The 21280-nt window shown below is 64.0% G+C and carries 21 protein-coding genes; 7 read left to right on the top strand and 14 right to left on the bottom strand.

Annotation, left to right across the window (positions count from 1 at the left end; genetic code table 11):
• Nucleotides 1–88 precede the first annotated feature (88 nt).
• Both IFU30_RS14140 and IFU30_RS14135 read right to left on the bottom strand, forming a co-directional pair.
• On the bottom strand, nt 89–1033 hold the full coding sequence (locus IFU30_RS14140) for an L-threonylcarbamoyladenylate synthase (RefSeq protein WP_240044066.1): 945 nt from the start codon (nt 1031–1033) through the stop codon (nt 89–91).
• 374 nt (nt 1034–1407) lie between these two features.
• Entirely contained in the window at nt 1408–3396 is a 1989-nt protein-coding gene (locus IFU30_RS14135) for a serine hydrolase domain-containing protein (protein ID WP_161578649.1), read from the bottom strand.
• A gap of 283 nt (nt 3397–3679) precedes the next feature.
• Between IFU30_RS14135 and IFU30_RS21055 the strand changes: the two genes are divergently transcribed.
• The 3 genes from IFU30_RS21055 to IFU30_RS14125 all read left to right on the top strand — a co-directional run bounded on the left by IFU30_RS21055 (nt 3680) and on the right by IFU30_RS14125 (nt 5820).
• A complete protein-coding gene (locus IFU30_RS21055) occupies nt 3680–3970 on the top strand; it encodes a helix-turn-helix domain-containing protein (RefSeq protein WP_428844509.1) in 291 nt (96 codons plus the stop codon).
• Nucleotides 3971–4250: 280 nt separating this feature from the next.
• Nucleotides 4251–4835, top strand: a complete 585-nt coding sequence (locus tag IFU30_RS14130; protein ID WP_137243696.1) for a TIR domain-containing protein — start codon at nt 4251–4253, stop codon at nt 4833–4835.
• A 91-nt stretch (nt 4836–4926) separates the two neighbouring features.
• Entirely contained in the window at nt 4927–5820 is an 894-nt protein-coding gene (locus IFU30_RS14125) for a DUF4231 domain-containing protein (protein ID WP_137243695.1), read from the top strand.
• Between the two features lie 89 nt (nt 5821–5909).
• Here the strand turns inward: IFU30_RS14125 and IFU30_RS14120 are convergent, their stop codons facing one another.
• The 3 genes from IFU30_RS14120 to IFU30_RS14110 form a co-directional block, all read right to left on the bottom strand.
• Nucleotides 5910–6575, bottom strand: a complete 666-nt coding sequence (locus IFU30_RS14120; RefSeq protein WP_137243694.1) for a hypothetical protein — start codon at nt 6573–6575, stop codon at nt 5910–5912.
• Between the two features lie 467 nt (nt 6576–7042).
• Nucleotides 7043–7441, bottom strand: a complete 399-nt coding sequence (locus IFU30_RS14115) for a hypothetical protein (protein ID WP_191941606.1) — start codon at nt 7439–7441, stop codon at nt 7043–7045.
• A 63-nt stretch (nt 7442–7504) separates the two neighbouring features.
• Nucleotides 7505–8701, bottom strand: a complete 1197-nt coding sequence (locus IFU30_RS14110) for a hypothetical protein (RefSeq protein ID WP_137243692.1) — start codon at nt 8699–8701, stop codon at nt 7505–7507.
• A 128-nt stretch (nt 8702–8829) separates the two neighbouring features.
• Here IFU30_RS14110 and IFU30_RS14105 point away from each other — a divergent pair, with 128 nt between their 5' ends.
• Both IFU30_RS14105 and IFU30_RS14100 read left to right on the top strand, forming a co-directional pair.
• The gene (locus tag IFU30_RS14105; protein WP_137243691.1) at nt 8830–9138 is read left to right on the top strand and encodes a hypothetical protein; all 309 of its coding nucleotides are present in this window, start codon (nt 8830–8832) and stop codon (nt 9136–9138) included.
• An 87-nt stretch (nt 9139–9225) separates the two neighbouring features.
• Entirely contained in the window at nt 9226–9375 is a 150-nt protein-coding gene (locus IFU30_RS14100; protein ID WP_161578648.1) for a hypothetical protein, read from the top strand.
• A gap of 65 nt (nt 9376–9440) precedes the next feature.
• On the opposite strand, the gene IFU30_RS14095 is transcribed toward IFU30_RS14100, so the two are convergent.
• Nucleotides 9441–10520, bottom strand: a complete 1080-nt coding sequence (locus tag IFU30_RS14095; protein ID WP_137243690.1) for a sensor histidine kinase — start codon at nt 10518–10520, stop codon at nt 9441–9443.
• Nucleotides 10520–11149, bottom strand: coding sequence for a response regulator (locus IFU30_RS14090; protein ID WP_205125870.1), 630 nt, complete (start codon nt 11147–11149; stop codon nt 10520–10522). The genes IFU30_RS14095 and IFU30_RS14090 overlap by 1 nt, the downstream gene beginning before the upstream one ends.
• 166 nt (nt 11150–11315) lie before the next feature.
• Between IFU30_RS14090 and IFU30_RS14085 the strand changes: the two genes are divergently transcribed.
• Nucleotides 11316–11660 carry a hypothetical protein gene (locus IFU30_RS14085; RefSeq protein WP_137243688.1) on the top strand — a complete coding sequence of 115 codons (345 nt, stop codon included), beginning with the start codon at nt 11316–11318 and terminating at the stop codon, nt 11658–11660.
• A gap of 610 nt (nt 11661–12270) precedes the next feature.
• On the opposite strand, the gene IFU30_RS14080 is transcribed toward IFU30_RS14085, so the two are convergent.
• Both IFU30_RS14080 and IFU30_RS14075 read right to left on the bottom strand, forming a co-directional pair.
• Nucleotides 12271–12453 carry a putative glycolipid-binding domain-containing protein gene (locus IFU30_RS14080; RefSeq protein ID WP_137243686.1) on the bottom strand — a complete coding sequence of 61 codons (183 nt, stop codon included), beginning with the start codon at nt 12451–12453 and terminating at the stop codon, nt 12271–12273.
• 324 nt (nt 12454–12777) lie between these two features.
• Nucleotides 12778–13368 (bottom strand): CGNR zinc finger domain-containing protein, encoded by a 591-nt coding sequence (locus tag IFU30_RS14075; RefSeq protein ID WP_137243685.1) that lies wholly within the window; start codon nt 13366–13368, stop codon nt 12778–12780.
• 92 nt (nt 13369–13460) lie between these two features.
• On the opposite strand from IFU30_RS14075, the gene IFU30_RS14070 reads away from it, so the two are divergent.
• Nucleotides 13461–14534 (top strand): LLM class flavin-dependent oxidoreductase, encoded by a 1074-nt coding sequence (locus IFU30_RS14070; RefSeq protein WP_240044065.1) that lies wholly within the window; start codon nt 13461–13463, stop codon nt 14532–14534.
• A 187-nt stretch (nt 14535–14721) separates the two neighbouring features.
• Here IFU30_RS14070 and IFU30_RS14065 read toward each other — a convergent pair whose 3' ends face one another.
• The 5 genes from IFU30_RS14065 to IFU30_RS20945 form a co-directional block, all read right to left on the bottom strand.
• Nucleotides 14722–15468, bottom strand: coding sequence for a sulfite exporter TauE/SafE family protein (locus IFU30_RS14065; RefSeq protein ID WP_137243684.1), 747 nt, complete (start codon nt 15466–15468; stop codon nt 14722–14724).
• 95 nt (nt 15469–15563) lie between these two features.
• Nucleotides 15564–16202 (bottom strand): TetR/AcrR family transcriptional regulator, encoded by a 639-nt coding sequence (locus IFU30_RS14060; protein ID WP_137243683.1) that lies wholly within the window; start codon nt 16200–16202, stop codon nt 15564–15566.
• A gap of 4 nt (nt 16203–16206) precedes the next feature.
• Entirely contained in the window at nt 16207–18633 is a 2427-nt protein-coding gene (locus IFU30_RS14055; protein WP_240044064.1) for a glycoside hydrolase family 3 protein, read from the bottom strand.
• A 60-nt stretch (nt 18634–18693) separates the two neighbouring features.
• Nucleotides 18694–20007 (bottom strand): MFS transporter, encoded by a 1314-nt coding sequence (locus IFU30_RS14050; protein WP_137243682.1) that lies wholly within the window; start codon nt 20005–20007, stop codon nt 18694–18696.
• A gap of 300 nt (nt 20008–20307) precedes the next feature.
• Nucleotides 20308–21264, bottom strand: a complete 957-nt coding sequence (locus IFU30_RS20945; RefSeq protein WP_137243681.1) for a GlxA family transcriptional regulator — start codon at nt 21262–21264, stop codon at nt 20308–20310.
• Nucleotides 21265–21280: the final 16 nt, after the last annotated feature.

Here is a 21280-nt window from a genome sequence, read left to right as displayed (position 1 = left end):
GCAGCGTCGCATGGAACTCCTCAGGATGGTCGGATGTGCTGCGCATGGGTAAGTCGTCTGGAGCGGAAGGGCCCGCGTTGTTCCAGGCCTAGTAGTACTCGCCTTGGCGATAGTCCCAGCTGGTGAAGCTGTCGGCCAGAAGCATCATGATGCGGTCGACGGCGAGTCCTTTGCGAATGAGCGTCGGGCAGGGAGCGATCGATCGCTGGCCGTTCTGTTCGGGTACAAGGGCGCCCGACGGGTCGACCATGGACACCATGACGCCTTGCTCATAGCGAGTGTCCACGCTCGTGTCCGGTTGGATCGAGGCGACGTAGTCGTCGGCTTCGATGATCACGTCGGCAGCTTCCGTGATGCGATCACCGATTCCTTCGACGAGCCCGCGGTTCCCTTGGCCAGACGGGTTCGCGGAGCTGGCGAATGCGATCTTGCCGTGGTCTTCGTAGAGTTGGCGGGCCACGTTCTCGGCGGGAACACCGAACTTGATGACGAAGCAGGACGTGCCGCGGGCGTCCATCATGAGCTGGTGGGACCCATCGGACGGAATGGCCTTCTTCCCGGCGTCGCTCCACGGGAGAATGCAGCCGAGCAGCACGTCCTCGTTCCAGCACCGCTCGTAGAGGGAGTCGATCTCCGGGGTGAGCTGGGCGAGTTCGCGAAGCATGTCGAGTGAGCTCACCAGGACGACGCCCGGCTTGTTCCGGTGGCGCTCCTTGGCGTCGAACTTGCGGTCGAGCCCTCGACGATCGCTCGTCATGATGATGTACCCGACTTTCGTTGGGACGACCGCGATACCGCCTGCTCCCGACAGAAGCTCGACCGCTTCGGTTGGGGTGCCGCCGGCCCAGTGGATTGGCGTGGTGCTCATGAGGCTCCGTTCGATATGCAATGAATCGTCGGATGGCCAGGAGCGGATGCTCCTGATCTCATACGGCTTGCTTAGACGATCGTCTGAGCTAGACGATCGTATGGCTGAGTCGATCCCAACAATCTGAGAGCGAGGGTGATGCCGGGGGATCTCCAGGTCCTTCATGGCACAGCCCCAGGTTCGCCGGGAGTGCTGTGACGGACAGGAGACCCACGACACCCTGATGGACCCCGAGTGCTTCGAGGGTCCATCCATCTCGGCTGACGCATTCGGATGAACGAGAGATCAGGCCGGTGTCCCGAGCGCCGTTTCGTAGAGGTTCAAGAGACCCTGGCCCGTCGAGCGAGCGCAGGCTCCAGTCGACCCCGCGCACGGTCGTTCCGGGTGACTCGCTCCCAACCGTCGCGCAACGGGTTTCATTCAGCTGTCGACGAAGCCTCACATCACTGGGACGGAGCGGTGACCAGCGGCGGTTGTCCAGACGTCCGATGGTTCAGGATCATCGAGTGGCAGGCCAACCTCGTTGGTGAGTGCCGTGGTCAGTAGCTGAGGTCGGGGAGGAGGAGCCCTCCGACGATCGCGACGAAGCCGAGGCCAATGAAGGCGAGCGAGACGAGCGTCGCGCCGATCACGCGGAGCAGCGTCGACGTCCGACGGTGACGACGGTCCTCGAGCGACCCGACGCCGCGCGCCGCCCGGATCGCCCGCCAAGCGCTCGGAACACACCCGAGCACCGCGAAGACGGTCAGGATCTGCGCGATCCGGATGACGATCGCCGACGGCGCCGGTCCGTCAGAGATGAGCGCCTGCGCGACGACGGCCCAGAACGGTGCCGCGGCGATCAGAGCGAGGATCGATCCCCGCGTCCACCAGGTGAGCACGCGTCCACGTCGATCGGAGGATATGGGCTGATCGCGGCCCGCGCGACGCAGGGCTCCGAGCGGCCACGCGATCAGGGCGAGGACGAGGATGATCAGCGACAGGGCGGCGACGGTCGGGACCAGCGCGCGCTCGGTCGGCATGGGCTGCATCGTGAACGCCGGATCGAACCCGACTGCCGTGACGACGTCCCCGTCCGTCGCAACGGCGACCCGGCGCTGACCGCCGATCTCCTGCCAGACCCACGGCTCGACCTCGGTGAAGCGGAGCGGCGTCCCGGCGCTGTCGGTGATCGCGGAGATCATGACCACCCCGTCCTGCTCGGCGGTGACCTCCACGCTCGAGAGGATGTAGAACAGGCGCACGAACGTCGACTCGCCACGTCGCGACAGCTGATACGTACCGGCCAGTGCGGCGCCGTGGTCCGCCGCCGTCTCGACGGCCCCGGAGGTCGGGCGATCCTCGGGGAAGTACCGATCGGCGAACCCGGTCGTGATCGCATCGCGGATCGCCGTCGTCGAGTCACCGTTGACACCGGTGCTGTTGAGGGAGATGAAGATCCCGGCGTCGTCGTCGGGGTAAATCTCGAGCTGAGCGTGGAAGGCGGTCAGGTCGCCGGCGTGGCTGAGGACGCGGTGTCCGTTGCGGTCCCGCTCGAAGAAACCGAGGGTCATCTGTGGACCGTTCGCCAGGTTCCCCAACTGTTCCTCGCCGAGCGCCGGGGCATGCATCTCGTCGAGCGTCTCAGGGGCGAGGAGGGTGCGCCCGTCGGCGGCGGGGTGACCGAGCTGTGCGTTCATGAAGTTCGCCAGGTCTCCGGCGGTTCCGGTGACGGCACCCGCCGGCGACGGACTAACCACTTCGAAGGGCACCTCCGGTGATCCGGCGAACCGGTACCCGGCCGACATGTCCTGCTGCCGTTCGGGTGAAAGCGGCTGTTCGTACGTCGCGCCGTCCATGTCGGCTGCCTCGAGGATGTGCTCGGTGGCGTACTCCTCGAACGGTCGTCCGGTGACGCGTTCGACCACGTAGGCGGCGAGCCCGTTGGAGTAGTTGGAGTAGGACGGCGTGGTGCCCGGCTCGAACAGCTGCACGGGTGGATCGATGGACACCGTGTCGCGGAGGGGCTTCGGCACGGCGGGCGCCGAGGCGATGAGGCCGCCCAGCTGGTCCTCGAAGCCGGCGGTGTGCGTCAGGAGGTGACGGAGGGTGACGGGGGTGTCGAACGTCACCGGCAGGGTGAAGTCGAGGTAGGACTGGACGGGTTCGTCCAGATCGACGGCACCCGCTTCGACCTGCTGCATGACCGCGGTCGCCGTGATCAGCTTCGACACGGAGCCGATCCTGAACAGCGTCCGGTCGACGTCGACCGTCGTGGGCTCGGCCGTCCCGGTGGCGGCCTTCGACACGCCGTAGCCGCGCTCAGCCAGGATCTCACCGCCGCTCACCACCGACACCACGGCACCGGCGATCCCCTCGCGTTCGAGGGCGGCGGGCAGCATCCCGTCGAGCCACGCGTTCGTGTCCTGCGAGGTCAAGGACGCCGCCGCACTCTGAGGCGTCGCCTCGGCCGGTTCCACCGCCAGTGCCGATCCGGCGGCCGGTGCGGCACCGCAGGCGATCGCCCCCGCGACCGCGAGGGCGAGCATCCGCCATCCCCGGGATCGAGGAGCCGTCAGGACAGGGCGGCCGGATCCGCGATGGGTGTCGTTCACAGAAGCCAGTCGACCATCATTCATCCCTCAGCACCAAAACGAGAGCGTCCGACGTCGGGGTAGGCAGGGCCATGGTGACTCGTACTCGAATAAGTCCTACAGGGGTCAACTGCCCTGGAGCAGCTGCAAAAGCTGGCAGATCTGGCCCGCGAAGCACCGGAACAAGTGGATATGGCGGCAGCCGGGAAGTCCTGGCTGGTGCGTCGACGGCTCAACGATGAGCTCGGCTCCGAGATCGTGTCGAAGTACCGCGCTGGGGCGGGGAACTCCGCAACTGTGCCTGGACTATGGCATCTCGAAACCGAGCATGCTCAGTCTGCTTCACGCGCAGGGGGTGCAGATGCGCCGGCAACCGCTCACGCCGAAGCAGCGGACCGAGGCGGTTGATCTCTACACATCTGGCCTGGCGATCAAGCCTGTCGCTGACCGGCTTGGCTCGAGTTTTGGTGCGGTCCATCGGGTGCTGATCGCGGAGGGCGTGCGGCTCCGTCCGCGACCTGGTCGTTGAGGAGGAGGTCGCGTCCAGATTCTTCAGAACGTCGTGACGGGACCCGCTTAGCGTGGGTGCTGGGCCTGACGGTTTTGGTGCTGTGACTCTTGCCCGCCGCTACACCGTCGTACGGAAAGAAGTGTTGGCAGGCATGGCGTCGAGGAACGATTCACCCCGAAGCGGTCGAAACAGCTCAGCGGTCGTGGTTCTGCTCAGGAGCGCACTATACCCCGCAATGGGTGTCAACGCCGCCCGTCGAGAGTCTCTACAGTGGGAGATACCAAGACCAGGGGGACCTATGGGCCGCAAGGTATACATCTCGTTCAAGACAGAAGATATAGAGTTCAAACAGGCCATTCAAGCGATGCCCGGGTTGGATTATGTTGACAAGTCGCTCAACGAGCCAATAGCTTCAAGCGATGATGACTACATCATGCGGGTTATTCGCGAGCAGTATTTACATGACTCGACAGTGACCATTTTTTTGATCGGAACGCATAGCGCTGAGGTCCTGGGGGAAGTCGAGCAGCGTTTCATCAAGCGTGAGCTCCAGGCGTCGCTGGCCACCTCGTCGCTTAGCGGTAAAAGCGGCATCCTGGGGGTTGTTTTGCCCTCTATGGATGATTCGATTTATGGTGGCACGTACACTTGTCAGCAATGTGGAGGCGTGCACAACGTTGTCAGAGTTGACGACAGCCGTGTAGTCCGGGAGTTTGGATACAACTACTACATTCCAAATTCGAAGTGCTCGCACTCCGAAGATGACCGTTACTGTGTCCTGGTTCGTTGGGCTGACTTTGTCGAAACGCCGGAAGTGTACATCGAGAAGGCGTTCGCTAAGCGAGGGTCAGCGATTGCCTCAAAGACGCGCGTTCGACCGTGAAGCCCCTCCCGTATTAAAACGTCTGGTGTCAAAGCGCTAGATCGTGGTGGTACGGTTCTCGCACACAAGGTTAGAGCACTGAGGATCCGGAATGACTGATATGTTGCCAGACAATGCTCTTGTGAAGTTTTTTGTTGCTTCCGATAAGTCGTCGGCTAAGGGGCAGCGTAGTGCTGTGTTCGCGGTTCGTGCACGACTAGTTTCCGCAGTGGTGGCTGCGCTAGCTGGAGCGACCACCGTGATCATTGGTTCGATGGACTGGTGTGCACTAGCGGCGTTTCTTGCGTTCGCTGTAGCGCTCATGGCCGAGTTGTATCTTGCGAAGAGTGCCCCGGAGAAGCGTTGGTATCAGGCGCGCGCCGGTGCGGAGTCATTCAAGACCTTGTCCTGGCGTTTTGCGGTTGGCGCTGACCCATTCTTCATTCACCTCGCTCACGACGACGTGGTTGATCTATTTCGCTCCCGCATATCTGACGTCGCTAGGCAGATCTCGGCATCTGTTGCAACTCCTGCCGGAGATGCTAGTGCTCCGACCGCTGAGATGCTTGCTTTACGCGCTCTCCCATTTGTCGATCGAAAACGAGTTTACTTGGCCGAGCGAACCGGCAAGCAGCGCGATTGGTACGTGAAGAAAGCTGACGAGAATGAGAAATACGCCCGAGTATGGCGGACGCTTCTCATCGCCGCTGAGGTCGTGGCAGTTATCCTGGCTGGATGCGTTGCATTCGCCGGCTGGGAAATCGATGCTGGGGGTGTTCTCGCAGCGATGATTGGCGCGGGGGCGGCCTGGCTCAGTTTCAAGCAGCACTCCACGCTTCGAGCCGCTTACGCTCTAACGGCGATTGAGCTTGGTGAGCAGGTCGGTGCCTTGGGTCGAACATCGGAGGAGAACTGGCCCGAGGCGGTGGCAGACGCTGAGGAAGCGATCAGCCGTGAACACACGATGTGGCTCGCCTCGCGAGGTGAGGTAAACGAGCGCTTGTGACGGGCACCGTCATAGACCAGCCTGCATTCCTGCCTATTTCGGCATGAACGTGACGGCCGGGCAGGTTGACCCTCGGCGATGTGATCGCCTCAATGCTGGGCTGATGGTGGAGGCGCGTCCAACAGGGGCGCGCGGTGCACCAGGGGGCGAACCCCCTTTCTGACTCGTGTAGTTTCTACGAGCGCGCTCTCCTCCCGACTTTGGTAGGCGAGTACCGGTGGAGCTGATATGTCATCCCGACGGACAAACTTAGCCACCCTGGTGGGCAAGTTCCAGCTCTGCAGAACGACGTCCCGGACGTCGTCTGAGTTCGATGCATAACGACGTCCGAGAGCGTCCGAGACTCCGAAGAACGTGACGTTGTCGAGCATGTCGAGCGGTTCTTTTTGCATCATTATCTCGATGCGCGTGCCCGGCTCGAGGACGTGGGGGAGCGGTTCCGGAGAAAATTGGCTTATGGTCAGGTCGCCGGAAGGCGTGAGAGACTCGATGACGACTGCGACCACCTGAACTGGCACCCCGCCCTCGTTTCTGATGGTCATTTGGACAAGGACCTCCTGCAACTCGACATCGCGACCGCGGCGCGTGAGTACTGGTGTTCCATGAGATGTGTCACGCTCGCTCTCCTCCATACCCTCGTAGCGCAACCCGGTGGTGACGCCGATCCGAGCTCTTCGTCGGAGGAAGCTGATCCCTTGTGCGATCGCAAGAATCGTTGCCAGCGCCGCGCCATATAGAGCCACGAACGTTTCCATGGATCCATTCTGTCGCCCTGGACGCCGCATCGGGCAATCTCCTGCGGTCTGGGGGGCGGGGGGGGGGGGGGCAGGATGAGCGCCCTCCCGCGGCGGCATCTCATCAGGTTCTGGTCGGTGGTCGGGTGGTGTTCGTCCAAGCTCTCCGCTGGATCGGCCTTGATCATCGGCGCAAGACGCGATGCGCTGGCACTCGCGCAACTGCAGCCGGCTCATCGTAATCCGCTGTTTTCACGATGGCGACGCCGTAGCGATTGTTCGATCGGCACGCCACGTTGCAGGAGGTCGATAAGGCGACGTACTGCTGATGCCTGTCGATACTGAACGCGCTGATCCAACGAACCGCTTCAGCTCGCTGGGCAGGCGAGCCAGTAACGAGGTGCGTTGTGGTCTGACAGCCTCAACTCTCTCTGAGGAACTAAGTACCTTCTGTGCAGGGCAGGACAGCCAAGTTGCTCTGGCGACGTTCAGTCGGGCGAATCTGACCAGGTGCCGTCGACTGCGCTCGTCACGTAGGATCGCTCGGTCTTTGAGGTGGATTCGGGCGCGAGGAAGACAATAGCGAACCAGTCCGACTGATACGCGTCTCCACCACTGGCGCTCACGTACTCGGCCGCTGCCGACTGCTCGTCAAAGCGCACGATTCGCACCCGCTTTGACTCGACCGCCTGGACGCAGTGATCCACCCCATCGCAAACCGGCTTCGTTGAGTCAGCGAGGTCCTGCTTCGACTCGGCGAGGTACACATCGGGGCCGAGCACTTCCGAGATATCCATTGATCGGCGGCTGTCGAACAAGTTGGAGCAGCCACACATGGCGAGCACGAGCAGGACCGTCCCTGCTGTGAGCGACAATTTATTCGTCACGTTGTGTCCTTTCGAGCGGATCGAGCGGGGGTCCTTGGGGGGACCCCCGCTCAGCACACGCTTCTATGCCCAGTTGCACTGGTGCTGGAGAATGCCTGGCAGCCAGTTGGGATTTGAGCCGCGCGCGGTCTCGAAGTCCCACCAGATGCCAGCCTTCCAAATGGCGTACCCAAACTGGGCGTGGCACTTGTACTGCTGTTCGATAGTTGCGGATTCAGGCGTGGTCGGGAAGCTCCGCCACTCAGCCCAACCCTGGTTTTTGATGATTTCGATTCCAATGACGCCCTGAGTGTAGACCGCAGCACCCTGAGGCGACAGATGCGTAGACCACTGGCTGCCATTCTTGTAGGCGTAGCCGCCGGGCCGGTTCTTCCAGTAGCCCGCTAGCAGTTTGCCGCTGACTGCGGGGTCCGCAACCACCGGGAAGGCTGTCGAGGCCGTGTGATCGACGGTCTGCGTGAGCGTCGACCCGTCAATGCTGTAGCTCGTCGGGACGTCCTGGCCGTTCGCGTCCTTGGCCCAAGCTGGGAGGATGCCGCCGCGGTATTGTCCAGCGGCGTCTCGGATGATGACCATCCCTGCTTCGAGCTCCTCCAGATATCCGCCTTCCGGGAGTTTGATCGCGTAGGAGTACGCGGTAGGCGCATTGGCGCTCTCGATGACCGTCGTGATCTGGACCGAGCCGTCCTCCTTGACCACTGGAACGGTCGAGGACCCATTGCCGTTGTCGTAGGAGACGACACCGCTGGTTTCGGCGACGGCTGGAGCCGCTACGTCTGCGAATGGCAGACCCACCCCGATATCGATCCCGAGCGATTCGACAGACAGTGAGATACCTTGATCAGCACGCGCAGGAATCTGTACGGAGGTGTCATTCACCACCGCGTCGATGGCAAGAGGATCTGAGTTAACGGTCTCCACTGCTGCGACGTTCTCGAGAACATCGGTTGACTCGAGCACTGTCGATTCTGTCGAGCTCGTGACGTCCGCAAGAGCGTCCAGTACCGCCGATGCGGACTCATCAGCATGCGCGACTCCTGACCCTGCAGTCGACAGCGCGATGAGTAGCGTTGTGGACAAAATGTATGCCGTGCGTTTCTTCAATTGATCCCCCGTGTTCGTTCTGTTCCAATGCGGTACTCCGATCGCCGCCCGCGTTGCTCGGATGCCCCCATGCCGTCGTTGTTCAACAACCTGGCTGAAGATATTCAGATCTTTGCGAGCGCTGCCATCGGAGAGAACAACGTCCTCCTCGGCCACAGTGGCGCACATGGGACAGCCCCGCATCCGCCGGTCGGTTGCATCTGGCCCCCTAACTGGCGGGTGTCAATGCGATCCGCGACTGCTGTACCGCCCCGGAAACAGAAGCGAGACGCGAATTCAGGGCAATGCTGGTAGCAGCTGCCGTTACCGCCCGAACCGTGTTGGACGCCGACCTTCTGCTGCTCGCCGACGCCGACACCGACGGCAACGAGCTCCTGGCGACGATGCGCGCGGATGGCTTACTGACGGGCCACTCCGGGGGTTCTGTGCAGAAGTTCATTGCAGGCAAAGTCGCGACAGTCACATTCGCGGCAGTTGTGGTCGGGTCCTCATTGGTCGGAGTCTCCGCGGCTAGTGCCGACGCGAGGGCCTTGACCGATGCATATGGCTCAATCGGCATCCGCGTCACAGGAACGTCAGTGTCTGCCTACTGATTCCATCAGCGCACGGGCCCGGCTCGGATCTTGCCCGGTCGGTCCCGTGGACTGTTTCGATCACATCACGGAAGGTGCCCTCGAAGCATGTTTGGTAACGAAGTCGCGATCGGCATCCTCATCATGTACGCGGCGGTCGCAGTGGCGGTCATGGTCGGAATCACGTTCTTGGTGCAGTACATGCGCCGCCAGCGGGCTCGTAGAAATTTCGATCCAGGGGCCCAGAACCGCCAGTAGCTCCATGCGTGCCACTGAGAACAGGTCAATATCAGGCAGTTGTGGCCGCTGTCGCCGTCCTTGAATCAGCGGGGCAAACGGAGGGCGAGTGTGAACGTTTCGGTGTCCGTAACCACCGCCAGTGTGCCTCCCAGAAGCTCAGCTCGTTCTTGAAGACCCATGAGCCCGTGCCCTCCAGGAAGGCTTGCATCGGTATGAACGGGAAGCGTGAGTTGGTTTTGAATGCTTACTGAAACCACGTTTTTGGTGGCGTCTGCGCGGATGTGTGCAATGGCGCCCGGGGCGTGTTTGCGGACGTTTGTGAGACCTTCCTGGATGGTGCGGTAGACGGCTCGTTGAATCGGTTGTGGGAGGTCGTCTTGCAGGTCCATCACCATCTCTACTGGCGTCCCGCTGTTCGCGATGAGATCGTACAGGTCCGCGGTGGTGGGTTGGGGTGTTACGGGCTGTGAGGAGTCCTCGGCTCGGAGCAAGCTGACCATGGCGCGGAGCTCGTCGAGGGTTCGGACAGCGAGCAGTCTGATGTTTTTCAGCGCGTGCCGGGTGGCTTCGTCGGGTGTGCTGACTTGTAGCGCGCCGGCTTGGACTGCGATGAGGCTCACTTGGTGGGAGACGACGTCGTGCATCTCGCGCGCAATGTGCACACGTTCTTCGCGAAGGATCTCCGTGGTCAGCCGCCGTTGTTCGATCTCGCGTGAGGCGTTCAGGTCGGCGAGTCTGGCGGTCAGTTCAACTCGTGTGCGCGTGAGGAGACCGAGTGCGATCGGCCCTCCCGCGTAGAGGAGCGCATAGGCAAGGACGATGATGGCGTACTGCGGTGGAGGCAGTCCTCGCCATGGCGCCGACGTTACGGTGAAGACGATGAGGCCAGCGAGTGTCAGCGCCCATGATCGTCGTTCGCGGCAAGCAACGGAATACAAGGCGATGAGGCCGGCAAAGGCTCCCAGACCGAGCGCAAAAGCGGGCGATGCGAGGAGTAATGAAACCCAAGGCCATCGGCGTCTGACAAGCAGTCCGGCTGCTGCAGCGACCGCGATCCACGACTCGACCGGTGATGCCCACTCGAATGTTGTCAGTCCCTCCACGAACGCTGCCGTCAGGAGCGCCAGGTCGACGACGATCGCGAGCTTCTTCGGGTGTCGCATCAGAGGGGCGAGTGGCGCTCGGCGATGAGTGCCGCCTGGAGCCTGGTCGTGACGCCAAGTTTGGTGAGGATGCCACTGACATGATCCTTGATGGTGGCGCTGCTGAGGTGCATGGCTTCGCCGATTGCCGCGTTGGAGGCGCCCGTGTGCAGGAGCGCAAGAACTTCCCGTTCTCGTGGAGAGAGAGCATCGACACGGTTATCCCACTCCGTGGTGGACCGTGTGGCTACCAACAGGGATCGGGAGACTTCAGGCGAGAGGACGATGCCGCCTGCTGCCAGCGACCGAATGAGCGCGGGTAACTGTTCCGGATCGGTATCCTTCACTAAGAATCCCGCAGCTCCCAGATGCAGTGCCGTTGCAACGTACTCGTCAGTGTCAAAGGTCGTCAGCACCGCGGTCGCGGGAGGACGCGGCCAGTCTTGTAGATCGCGGAGGACATCGAGGCCGCTGCGACCGGGCATTCTGATGTCGAGAAGCACGACGTCGGGCGTGGAGCGAGCGATCTCCGCGAGAGCGGACATACCGTCGGCGGATGCTACGACTTGAATGTCCGGCGAGGCATTGAGGATGAGCTCGAAGCCCGCGCGAAACAGCGCTTCGTCATCGATAATCGCGACCTTCAGCACACTGCTCCTCCGTTTTTCCACACTAGGGTGCGCAACGGTTCGAAGGACGGCAATGGCACACATACCCCCCACACGGCGGGGGTGAACCCGTCCCCTGCCCGATAGCGGCAAAGCGTTGCCGGTGCGACGTTAGTTAGGTGGCCGTATTCGATATCCGCTTGCGGCATTGGCTGTCGTGATCTTGGTGGCAACGAGTGCCGCAACGTCGACATCCGCCGAGGAAGTGCCCGCCTCCCAGGATCTCGAGCGCACCGCGGCCACCGCTATCAGCGACACGGGCGAAGTCGTCAAATTCGACCCGGCAACACTCAGGGGTATCGGTGATGTCATCGAGAGTTCATCCAGTGAGGGTGCGGGAGATCTCGCTGACTTGGGATTCGAAGGCGTCGACTACGACTTCGCGGTGCCGAAGGGCCTCGAAGACGAGACCGAGAACAATCCGGACGCCGGCAACCGATCCCCGATCGATGCAGACGACCGGGTGCAGGTCCATGTCGCCACGGCTCAGTAACGCCGGATCGCCTACCTGGAACCGACGAACACCATCTGGCTGCCGGTGGACCAGTGCACCGGCGCCCTGGTCGGGGCCAGGTTCCTGGTGATGGCAGCCCACTGCGTGTACAAAACAAGTGGAATTGGTGGGCCCCATTCGTGGACGTCTATCCCGCGTATAACCAAGGCATCCCGTCCGGCGGTGTCCGATGCTCAGCGCAGAAGAAATGGGTCGGCAGCGACTGGATTACCAGTGGCAATTCGAACGCAGACCGAGCGATGCTGAAGCTCAGCTGCACCGCCGGATCGACCTACGGCTACTTCGGCATGCTCGGCAGCACTACCCCGACGAAGTACGTCGGTTCGACCATCGAATGTCTGGCTGTGTGATCATTCCGACGAAGTGGGGATGGTCCGCGACTGAGATCGGCATCACGACCGATCGCACAGGTCGATTTCTTGGACCCAGCGTCCCCCCCCCGGCACCTACAACATCGAGGCGCGTTGCTCCGGACTCGACCCGGATGGCCTCGACGGCACCTCCGAGGCCGAGCTCACCGACGCTGATGTTGACATTGAGATCGTTGTGCAGCCCTCACCGTAGCTCTGCAGAACGGCCCCAGTCCGTACTAGATGCGGCGGGCGAGGGTGGGGTAGTCGATCGCGAGGCCGTCACTATCGACGGTGAGGTGGGCGCTGAAGCCCCTGCTGAAGCTCGTGTGCCGAACGCGGCCATGGGTGCCCTCGGGATTGGAGGCATCGATCTGGTCGCTGCGGATGACGCGCAGAGATGGCATCTGCACCCAGGCCATGATGAGTGGCGTTTCGTCGACCTCCTATTCGAGCAACCTCGGCCTCGAATCGGCAAGGTGTTGCTGACCGGGCACAATCCAAGGCCGGAGTCGACCGCGCATTGCGGACTGTCGGCTTCCGGCAGACCAGGCGGTTGCCATCTCGGTGGCATCGCGGTGGTCTGCATGGACGCGCCACGCGACGTCATCCGAGCAGGCGAGCTCGAACACGTGGCGCGCACCGCAGGTTGGATTCGAAACTTCGACGATTGGGAGGGGCGTCGTCAACGCGGCTAGTCCACGCTCTCGAGCCATGGCGCGCTCGCAGTCGCGGCGTCGATCCGTTCACGCCGGCGCGGTTGCGCGCTGCCGACGCTCGTAGGCGCGCGCTGCGCGAACCCTGTCGCCGCACCGGGTCGAGCACCAATGGCGCCGAGCGTGCGTGCGGAGGAGGAACCGGTCGCATGGCGCTGCGGCGCATTGCGCCAACCGCGACACTTGCTGGTCGCTCAACATCGCCGCTGCATCCTCCGCGAGCTGGGCGATTGCGTGCTCAACCAGCAACGTCGTCGGGTGCTCCGCCACGCGGGAGAAGCCCGTGTTCGGCGCATACTTGAGGATCGGGACCGCCGGTGCTGCAATCAACCCCGAGTTCAGGTGTTCTAGCGCGACAGCTGGAGGAGCCTGCCCTTCCACCTGTGCTCGGAACAGGTCGCGGAGCGCCTCTCGAAATCCAGCTAGCTGGTTCTGGCAGTACGGGAGGAGCGTGGTGTCCGAGGGCACAAGGCCATGTTCGATGAGCCAGGCGGTGGCTGTATCAGGACTCTCGAGCCCATCGACTCGGCGACCGCCGGGGAGCATCACCCTGCTGTTCGCAAGAACGAGGCTGAGGTGCTCAGATTCGCCCGGGGCAGGCGGAAGGGTGATCCTCGTCATGTTCTCACGGTAGCAAAGAAGTGATGCCGTGAGAACATGTTAGGCTCATGATCACGTTATTCACGGTTTTTTGCCATGAGAAGTGAGATCAAATGATGACTGCTGCTAGCTCTTCTGGAACCGCACCGTTCGGCCTGTCCGTGTTGGACAACGCGCTGACCGGTATCGGTACCTCGGCCAGTGAGGCGTACCGTGAGGTGATCGCCCTGGCGCAGCTGGCTGATCGACGCGGTTTTCAGCGCTACTGGATGTCGGAGCATCACGCGATGCCTGGCGCCTCCACCTCCTCTCCCCAGATGATGCTTGCTCGGCTGACGGGCGAGACGCAACGCATCCGGCTAGGAGCCGGTGGAATCATGCTCCCCAATCACTCGCCTCTCCTGATCGCGGAGCAGTTCGGCATGCTGAGTGCGCTCGCGCCCGGTCGTATCGATCTCGGCGTGGGGCGCGCTCCCGGTACCGATCAAGCAACGGCTGCCGCGCTGCGCCGACGGCACGATCATGACGACCGCTTTCCGGAGCAAATCGGGGAACTCGTCGGCTTCCTCGAGGATGATTTCCCGGAGGGGCACCCGTACCGGGCTGTGCATGCCGTGCCAGGGCCTTGGCAGGCTGAACAGAACAGGGTTCCGCACACCGAGGGGCTGCCTGAACTCTGGACTTTGGGGTCCTCCACGTATTCCGCTCATCTGGCTGCCCGGCTCGGGCGCCCCTACGCGTTCGCCCTGCAGTTCGGTCGGGCTGATGTCACCAGCGCCCTGCGGATCTACCGTGACGCCTTCCGGCCCTCTCCGGCGCTAGCCGAACCACGCGTCATGGTCAGTGTCTCGGTTGCGGCTCACGATGATCCGGAAGAGGCGCGTCGACAGACGAGTTCGACGGCGATGGCAATGCTGCGGATGTTCCAGCGCAAGCCCTACGCTCTGCTCTCCCCGGACGAGGTCGCAGCGTATCCGGCCACACTCGATGAGCGTCAAGTGCTCGACATGTACATGACGAACACCCTGCACGGAACCGGTTCCGAGGTCGGACTGGCGCTGGAACGCCTGCACGAGCAGACGTCCGCCGACGAGATCATGCTTGTTACTGGCGGCCACTCCCGTGAAATCCAGACCAGGACGGTGGAACTCGTCGCCGATCGCTTCGCCCTCCCGGTCGGCGCCTGAGGCGGCGTCATGGGTGGGCTGCGGCATCCAGGTCGGCCGCCGAGCGGTGTGGAGGGCGTGCGCGTCCGGAGTGCTCTTACGTGCCAGGAGTGCTCGCGGCGCTCGAACTCGTGGCTCCGCGCGCTCGGCGTCTGACCTGGTGCCCCGGGGCCGGACGGGTCGCCCCGGGGCGACTACCGATGCGGTTCTATCGCGTCAGGACTTGGAGGATCGTCAGGCCTGCGACGACGAACAAGAGGACCGCGAACCCCATCTGCAGTACTCGACCACTGATCCGGTGGGCAAATCGCGCCGTGACGAAGGATGCGGCGATCGCGGGTAGTCCGAAGGCCAGGGCGACCCCCCAGTCCGGGCGGGTGATCCCGACGTGTGCCACGATCCCCGCGACGGAGTTCAGGACGGCGATTGCGAGTGACGTTCCGATGGCTTTCTTGATGGGGAGGCGCAGCGCGAGCACGAGGGCCGGCACCGTGATGAAGCCTCCTCCGACACCGAGCAGGCCGGTCAGGAATCCGACTAGTACTCCGACCGCGAAGCCACGGAGCATCCAGAGCGGCGGCCGGGAGTCGTCGACGGCTTCGGTGGGTCGGCGTCGGAGCATCTGGACGGCCGACGCGAACATGAGCGCCGCGAACACCACCAAGATCACCTGCTCGGGAAGCAGGGAACCGACCGCGGTTCCAATGAACGCCATCGGGATTCCCGCGATGGCCACGGCGCCGACCATGCGCCAGTCGACGGCAGTCCGGATACGTGGGATCAGGGCGGCGATCGGTCCGACCGCGCCCATCAGGAGTGATGTCGAGATAGCCGTCTCCAGGGGGATCCCGACGATGTAGACCAGCGCGGGGACGGCGATGATGCCGCCGCCGGCGCCGAGTATCCCGGTCAGACCTCCAACGAGGAGGCCAAAGGCGATCAAGCCGAAGATCATGCGGGGTCCTCTGAGTTATGGATCGAGTCTTGGAGGCAGGCCGAGCGCTCGGTCTGTTCTGAAGCCATGCGGCTCCCGTGCAGGCGAACGGTGTCCTAGCTGCCCGGGGTCCAGAGGCGTTTGAGCCCCTCGACGTGCACGCGGACGGTCTGCACGAGTGGCACCGACTGCGGGTCGAGCACCCATTGCTGTTGCACGCCGTCGAGCAAAGCAATGGTTCCCGCAGCGAGGGCGTCGATGGGCGCCGCTTCACTGATCTCGCCGTTCGCGACACCGTCACGGATGGCGTCGGTGAGCCAGGACCGCATGCTGCGATAGTGCCTGGTCACCCAATCGTGCGCGGGATGGCTCGGCGCTGTGCCCTCGGCGGCGACGAGGACGAACAGCCTCACCCACTCAGGTCGCGTGGCGTTCCGAGCGGTGAGCGCGACGAGCGAGTCGAACGCTGCCCAGCCCATGGGTGTGACACCCTCGCCGAAGAGGAAGTCGCTGTCGTCCTGTTCTCGCTGGTCGAGGACCGCTGCCAGGAGTGCCGATTTGGAGGGGAAGTGGTGCAACAGTCCGGACTGGGAGATGCCCGCCCGTGCCGCGACGTTTGAAATGGTCGTCTTGTGGAATCCGACTTCCGAGATCTGAGCGGCCGCCGCCTGGAGCGCTGTGATCCGGGTCAGATCACCGTCGCGCTTGAGCTTGTCGGTCTGGGCTTCGATCAGGTAGTTCGCGGGAAACGACATGGATTCACACCTCTGCTGTGACGCTGGTTCTCGACATGTTCAGTGAACCGCCTGCTGCGGCGGGTCCGATTGGAAGACTAGCGCGAACGTCTCCGAGACCCCGGGCGACGATGAGCCGGCCGTCCACGAGTGGCGTCCATGCCTGGTGCGACGGTTGCCACCGGCGCTGGAAGCGCACGTCGCACTCGACCGACACGGATGCACTCTCACCGGGGACCAGCTCGACCGAGGACCAACCGATCAGACGTGTGGGGAGCTCGGCCGAAGCGGGTTCGAGATACACCTGGACGGTCTCGCGGCCGACGTGTTCGCCGACATTCGTGACAGAGACCGACACCTCCTGGACTCCGGCCGGGCCGGCGCTCGACACCTCGATCGAGCCATAGGCCCATTCGGTATATCCCAGGCCGGCTCCGAACCAGAAAGCCGGTTCGTCCTCCGTCCTCAACCACCCGCGGTACCCGACGAACGCACCTTCCCGGTATTCGAGACGGCCGTGCTGCGGCGTGGTGCTCCAGGCAGGACCCTGGCCGTTCGCCGCCGGGTACGTCGTCACGAGTCGGCCTTCCGGCGGGACCAGGCCCGAGATCGCGGCCGCGACAGCGTCGCCCGCCTCCTGTCCGGGAAGTCCGGCGACGAGGACGGCGTCGACGTCATTGATCCATGGCATGAGCACCGGAGTCGCAGCGTTGACGACGACGATCGTTCGGTGGGCCGCTGCAGCCACCGCGGTCACCAGCGCATCCTGGTGGCCGGGGAGCGCCAAGGTGCGCTTGTCCTGTCCCTCTGTCTCTTCGTCCGGGGTCAGGCCGACGACGACGATCGCCACATCGGCGCGCTGAGCGCCTGCCGCGGCCGCGGCGATCGCTTGGGCAGCCGGACGAGCGGCATCGCTCAGGACGAGCCCGAGGATCCTCGCCATGCCTGCTCGCTGCACGGTGGCGGTGACGATCGAGCCGGTCTCCAACCGGATGGCCGACGAGTGACTGCGGGGTCGGAAGAAGCCGCCTCCCGGGCCCGGGTGGAACGGGATCTCGAACTCCTCCCGGTGGCCTGGCGCGTGGACCTCCCAGACGCCTGGTCCTCGCACCCCGATCTGGTAGTCGCCGGACGGCACGTTCAGTCTTGCGCTGAGCTCGATGGCCGCAGCGTGCTCGAGCCACCCGGTCTTGTTGTCCTCGACCTCTGCGACATCGACCACTCGGTCGTGGAGCACGGCCCCGGCATCGTCGAAGACACGGATCCGCATGCCCTGGGCTCCGGTGACAGGATCGCTGATCAACCTCCCGTCAATGGCAGGGAGCGTAGCGCGCGTCTCCACGCCGTCGAGGACCGTTACCCGCTGCGACCCGAACATGGTTCGGAGCCCGGCCTCAATGGACACGACGTGCGGAGGACGCACCTGAGCGGACCCGCCGCCTTGAGCGACCGTGTCATGGGCGTGACGGCCAGTCACGAACAGCGTCTCCGCAGCGTCACTGGACAGAGGGAGGATGTGATCGTTGTTCTTCAGGATCACCATTCCCGATGCGGCGATCCGGCGGAGCTGTTCCCGCCGCTCGGGCGCGTCCGGGGAGGGGAGGTGCGCGGGCCAGCTGCGCTGCTCGCCGAGCGCGCCCACCCGGTCTCCGAGACGGAGGATGCGCGCAACATGGTCGTCGACGACGGATTCGGGAACGTTGCCGGCGCGCACCTCGGTGACCAGGGAATCCGCCCAGGGTGTGCTCGGCCCCGGCATCACGAGGTCGAGGCCCGCGGTCACGCTCTCTGCGGTCCGCGAGGTCGCGTACCAGTCGGACATGACCACACCGTCGTAGCCCCACTCGTCCTTCAGAATGTCGGCCAGCAGCTCCTGCTGCTCCGTGGAGGGCACACCGTTCACCCGGTTGTAGGCGGCCATGAGTGTCCATGGCTGGGCATCCTGAACGGCGATCTCGAAGGGAGCGAGGTACACCTCGCGGAGGGTTGCCTCGTCGATGACGGAGTCGACGGTCGTGCGTTCCGTCTCCGATTCATTGGCGAGGAAGTGCTTCACGCTCGCCCCGACGCCGTGGCGCTGCAGGCCGCGGATGTAGGCCGACGCGAGGTGGCCGGTCAGGAGCGGGTCCTCACTGAACGCCTCGAAGAGGCGTCCGCCGAGGGGGGAGCGGTGCAAGTTGATCGTCGGGCCGAGGACGACGTGAATCCGCTGCAGCAGTGCTTCCTCGGCGAGGATGCCGCCGACCTCCTCCAGGATTTCCCGATTCCAGCTCTGCGCGATCGAGCTTGCGTTGGGGAGCAGGCACGCCTGCCTGCCCCCGACGACGATCTCGCCACGAACACCCGTCGGGCCGTCCGACAGGACGATCGCTTCGAGGCCGAGGCGCTCGTCCGCGGCGAGGATGAACATCCCGTCTCCGGAAAGGAGGCGCACCTTCTCGTCAAGGGTCATCGTTGAGACCATCGAGCGGAGGTCCTCAGCTGTTCGTGACATGTTGTGAGCTCTTTCGATCTACTTGACGGTTTTGACGGGCAGGATCATCACGGCCCCGAGGATCGCGATGACGGCGGCGACGACGAGCATCAGGTCGAAGTTCTGCCCGGCGCCAAGACCGATCAGGATCGCCGACGCGCCAGGGGCGAGCACCTGCGGCCCCGCCATCGCGATGTTGAACACGCCGAGGTCTTTCGCGGCGTCGTTCGCGCTCGGCAGCACGTCGAGCACGAGAGCCAGATCCACGGCCACGTAGATGCCGAAACCGATGCCGAGGACGACCTCGGCAAGGAAGAACCCTTGGTTGCTCTCGACATGGGTGAGCATGTACGTCCCGACGGCGAAGATCAGCGCGGAACCCACGATGAACGGCTTGCGACGGCCGATCTTGTCTGACAACCAGCCGGCGATCTGGCCGGCCACGATGAGCGAGATCGTGTAGCAGAGCACACCGGTGGCCATCACCTCGGCAGCCTTGGCGGGTGTCAGGCCGAATTCGTTCTGGATCCAGAGCAGGCGGAAGGTGATGAACATGAAGTTCGCGAGGACGAGCAGGAACCGCGAGCCCCACGCGAGAGCGAAGTCGGGGTGTTTGAGCGGGTTGACCCAGAACGTCTTCAGGACCGTGAGGAACCCGCCCTCGCTGCGCGGCCGCTTCGGCAGCTGCTGATCGGGCAGCACCAAGGCGTACACGGCCACAAGGATGAAGCCGATCACGCCGGGCACCAGGAACAGCAGAAGGAGCTGGGTCCCCAGGAACTGGGCGGCGTAGGCGGCGCCGAGCGCTGCCGCCTGCTGCGCGATGCCGATCATGCCGCTGACCTTGCCGCGCTGGCGAGAAGGGAGTTGATCGGCGAGTGTGGCGGTGTGTGCGCTGACCGCTGCATTAGCGAGCATCTGGCCGAGCACCCATCCGAGTGCGACCACTCCGGCGTTCGGCGCGAGCGCGATGATCGCGAGAGCGACGATGAGACCCGCCGCGCCGATCAGCATCCACGGGCGGCGTCGACCGAACCGGCTGGTCGTCCGGTCGCTCAGTCGGCCGAAGATGGGATCGAACAGGAGGGCGGACAGCGCCCCGAGTGACGTGACGAGGCCGAGGGTGCCGACGATGGCATCCGGGTCGACCAGGGTCTGGAGCTTGAGGACGAGGCCCGCGGTCAGCGGCGTCGACAACGCGACCATCAGTCCTAGGCGTGCTCCGACCATCGCCGCGATCACGCGCGGCGCCGCCTTCTCGGTCGGTGGCGCGATCAGTGGAACGCGCTCGTGTGCTGGGGTGACGGCATCAACCGCCGTGAGCGGCGGACCGCCCGGGTTGGACATGGACATGAAACCTCCTCATTGAAGTTCCCTCCGCGGGGCGGATGGATGACTCTATCGAACAAAATGTGAACCGACCGAGCGCACGGTCTGTACTTGAGATGAGACTAAGCCTGCGCCGATTGCGCGTCAAGAGTGGAAACGAGATCGACATCAGATGAGTCGAGTTCAGCGACGGCCTACGGCAGCCGGACGGGCTCGCCGATCCTCATCGGTAGGCGATGAGGATCGGTCCGGCTGAGCACTTCGGCGGCTTGGGGTGGAGGTGGGTGAACGGTCACCGGATGCGCGGCGTTCGGGTCCGGCCGGCTATCCTGCCGCCGCCTGCCGCGCGTCGAACCGGGTACGGTACCGGGACGGTGTGCTGCCGAAGGTCGCTGCGAAGTTCTGCCGGAAGGTGACCGGTGTGAATCCGCAGGACGCGGCGATGCGATCGATGGGGAGATCGGTCATCTCGAGGAGCCGGCGGGCCTCGTCCAGGCGTCGCGCGCGGATCCAGGCGGCGGGCGTCGCGCCGGTCGCCATCCGAAAGAGTCGCACGAATGATCGACGACTCATCCGAGCAGCCGCAGCGAGACGATCGATAGACAGATCCTCGTCGAGATGGTCGAGAGCCCATCCGGACGCCCGGGCGATGGGGTCCTCGCCGGTGTCACTCGGGATCGGCCGCTCGATGTACTGGGCCTGCCCACCTTCGCGGTGCGGGGCGACGACCAGGCTGCGGGCGACGCGGTTGGCAGCCTCCGCGCCGAGTCTGGTCCGCACGATGTGGAGACAGGCATCGATACCCGACGCCGTTCCGGCCGAGGTCAGGACATCGCCGTGATCCACGTAGAGCTTGTCGGCATCGACTGAGATCTCGGGGTGGCGGGCTCGGAGGCTCTCCACGGCGTGCCAATGGGTAGCAGCGCTGCGACCGGAGAGGAGGCCCATATCGGAGACAGCGATGGCTCCGAGGCAGAGACCCACGACCATCGCACCGCTTCGGTGTGCGCCGACGACGGAGTCGTGCACGCTCGGCGGAACGGGTCGGGCGTCGTCCGTCCAGGACGGAATGACGACGATGTCGGCGGCGTCAACAGCGTCCAGCCCCTGAGTCCCCTCGATCGTGTAGCCCTCTGCCGTGCGAATCGGGCCAAGGGACTCGCCGAACAGGACTGGCCGCCAGTCTCCGAGTCCCAGTCGTCGTACCTCGTCGAAGACCATCTGCGGCACCGAGAGGTGGAACAGCGTGATGCCGTCGAAAGCGTAGACAGCGATGTTCACGAGCGCTCCAATCTTG

Origin of the sequence: Plantibacter sp. CFBP 8798 (assembly GCF_014841195.1) — a bacterium.
Lineage (GTDB): Bacteria > Actinomycetota > Actinomycetes > Actinomycetales > Microbacteriaceae > Plantibacter > Plantibacter auratus.
This window is presented reverse-complemented; position numbering and strand designations above follow the sequence as displayed.

Bases quoted from the DNA above. Each gene is read 5' to 3' on its own strand.
- IFU30_RS14140 (WP_240044066.1), bottom strand. From the start codon at position 1,033: ATGAAGGACCTGGAGATCCCCCGGCATCACCCTCGCTCTCAGATTGTT.
- IFU30_RS14135 (WP_161578649.1), bottom strand. From the start codon at position 3,396: ATGCTCGCCCTCGCGGTCGCGGGGGCGATCGCCTGCGGTGCCGCACCG.
- IFU30_RS21055 (WP_428844509.1), top strand. From the start codon at position 3,680: ATGAGCTCGGCTCCGAGATCGTGTCGAAGTACCGCGCTGGGGCGGGGA.
- IFU30_RS14130 (WP_137243696.1), top strand. From the start codon at position 4,251: ATGGGCCGCAAGGTATACATCTCGTTCAAGACAGAAGATATAGAGTTC.
- IFU30_RS14125 (WP_137243695.1), top strand. From the start codon at position 4,927: ATGACTGATATGTTGCCAGACAATGCTCTTGTGAAGTTTTTTGTTGCT.
- IFU30_RS14120 (WP_137243694.1), bottom strand. From the start codon at position 6,575: ATGGAAACGTTCGTGGCTCTATATGGCGCGGCGCTGGCAACGATTCTT.
- IFU30_RS14105 (WP_137243691.1), top strand. From the start codon at position 8,830: ATGCTGGTAGCAGCTGCCGTTACCGCCCGAACCGTGTTGGACGCCGAC.
- IFU30_RS14100 (WP_161578648.1), top strand. From the start codon at position 9,226: ATGTTTGGTAACGAAGTCGCGATCGGCATCCTCATCATGTACGCGGCG.
- IFU30_RS14095 (WP_137243690.1), bottom strand. From the start codon at position 10,520: ATGCGACACCCGAAGAAGCTCGCGATCGTCGTCGACCTGGCGCTCCTG.
- IFU30_RS14080 (WP_137243686.1), bottom strand. From the start codon at position 12,453: ATGGCCTGGGTGCAGATGCCATCTCTGCGCGTCATCCGCAGCGACCAG.
- IFU30_RS14075 (WP_137243685.1), bottom strand. From the start codon at position 13,368: ATGACGAGGATCACCCTTCCGCCTGCCCCGGGCGAATCTGAGCACCTC.
- IFU30_RS14070 (WP_240044065.1), top strand. From the start codon at position 13,461: ATGATGACTGCTGCTAGCTCTTCTGGAACCGCACCGTTCGGCCTGTCC.
- IFU30_RS14065 (WP_137243684.1), bottom strand. From the start codon at position 15,468: ATGATCTTCGGCTTGATCGCCTTTGGCCTCCTCGTTGGAGGTCTGACC.
- IFU30_RS14060 (WP_137243683.1), bottom strand. From the start codon at position 16,202: ATGTCGTTTCCCGCGAACTACCTGATCGAAGCCCAGACCGACAAGCTC.
- IFU30_RS14055 (WP_240044064.1), bottom strand. From the start codon at position 18,633: ATGACCCTTGACGAGAAGGTGCGCCTCCTTTCCGGAGACGGGATGTTC.
- IFU30_RS14050 (WP_137243682.1), bottom strand. From the start codon at position 20,007: ATGTCCATGTCCAACCCGGGCGGTCCGCCGCTCACGGCGGTTGATGCC.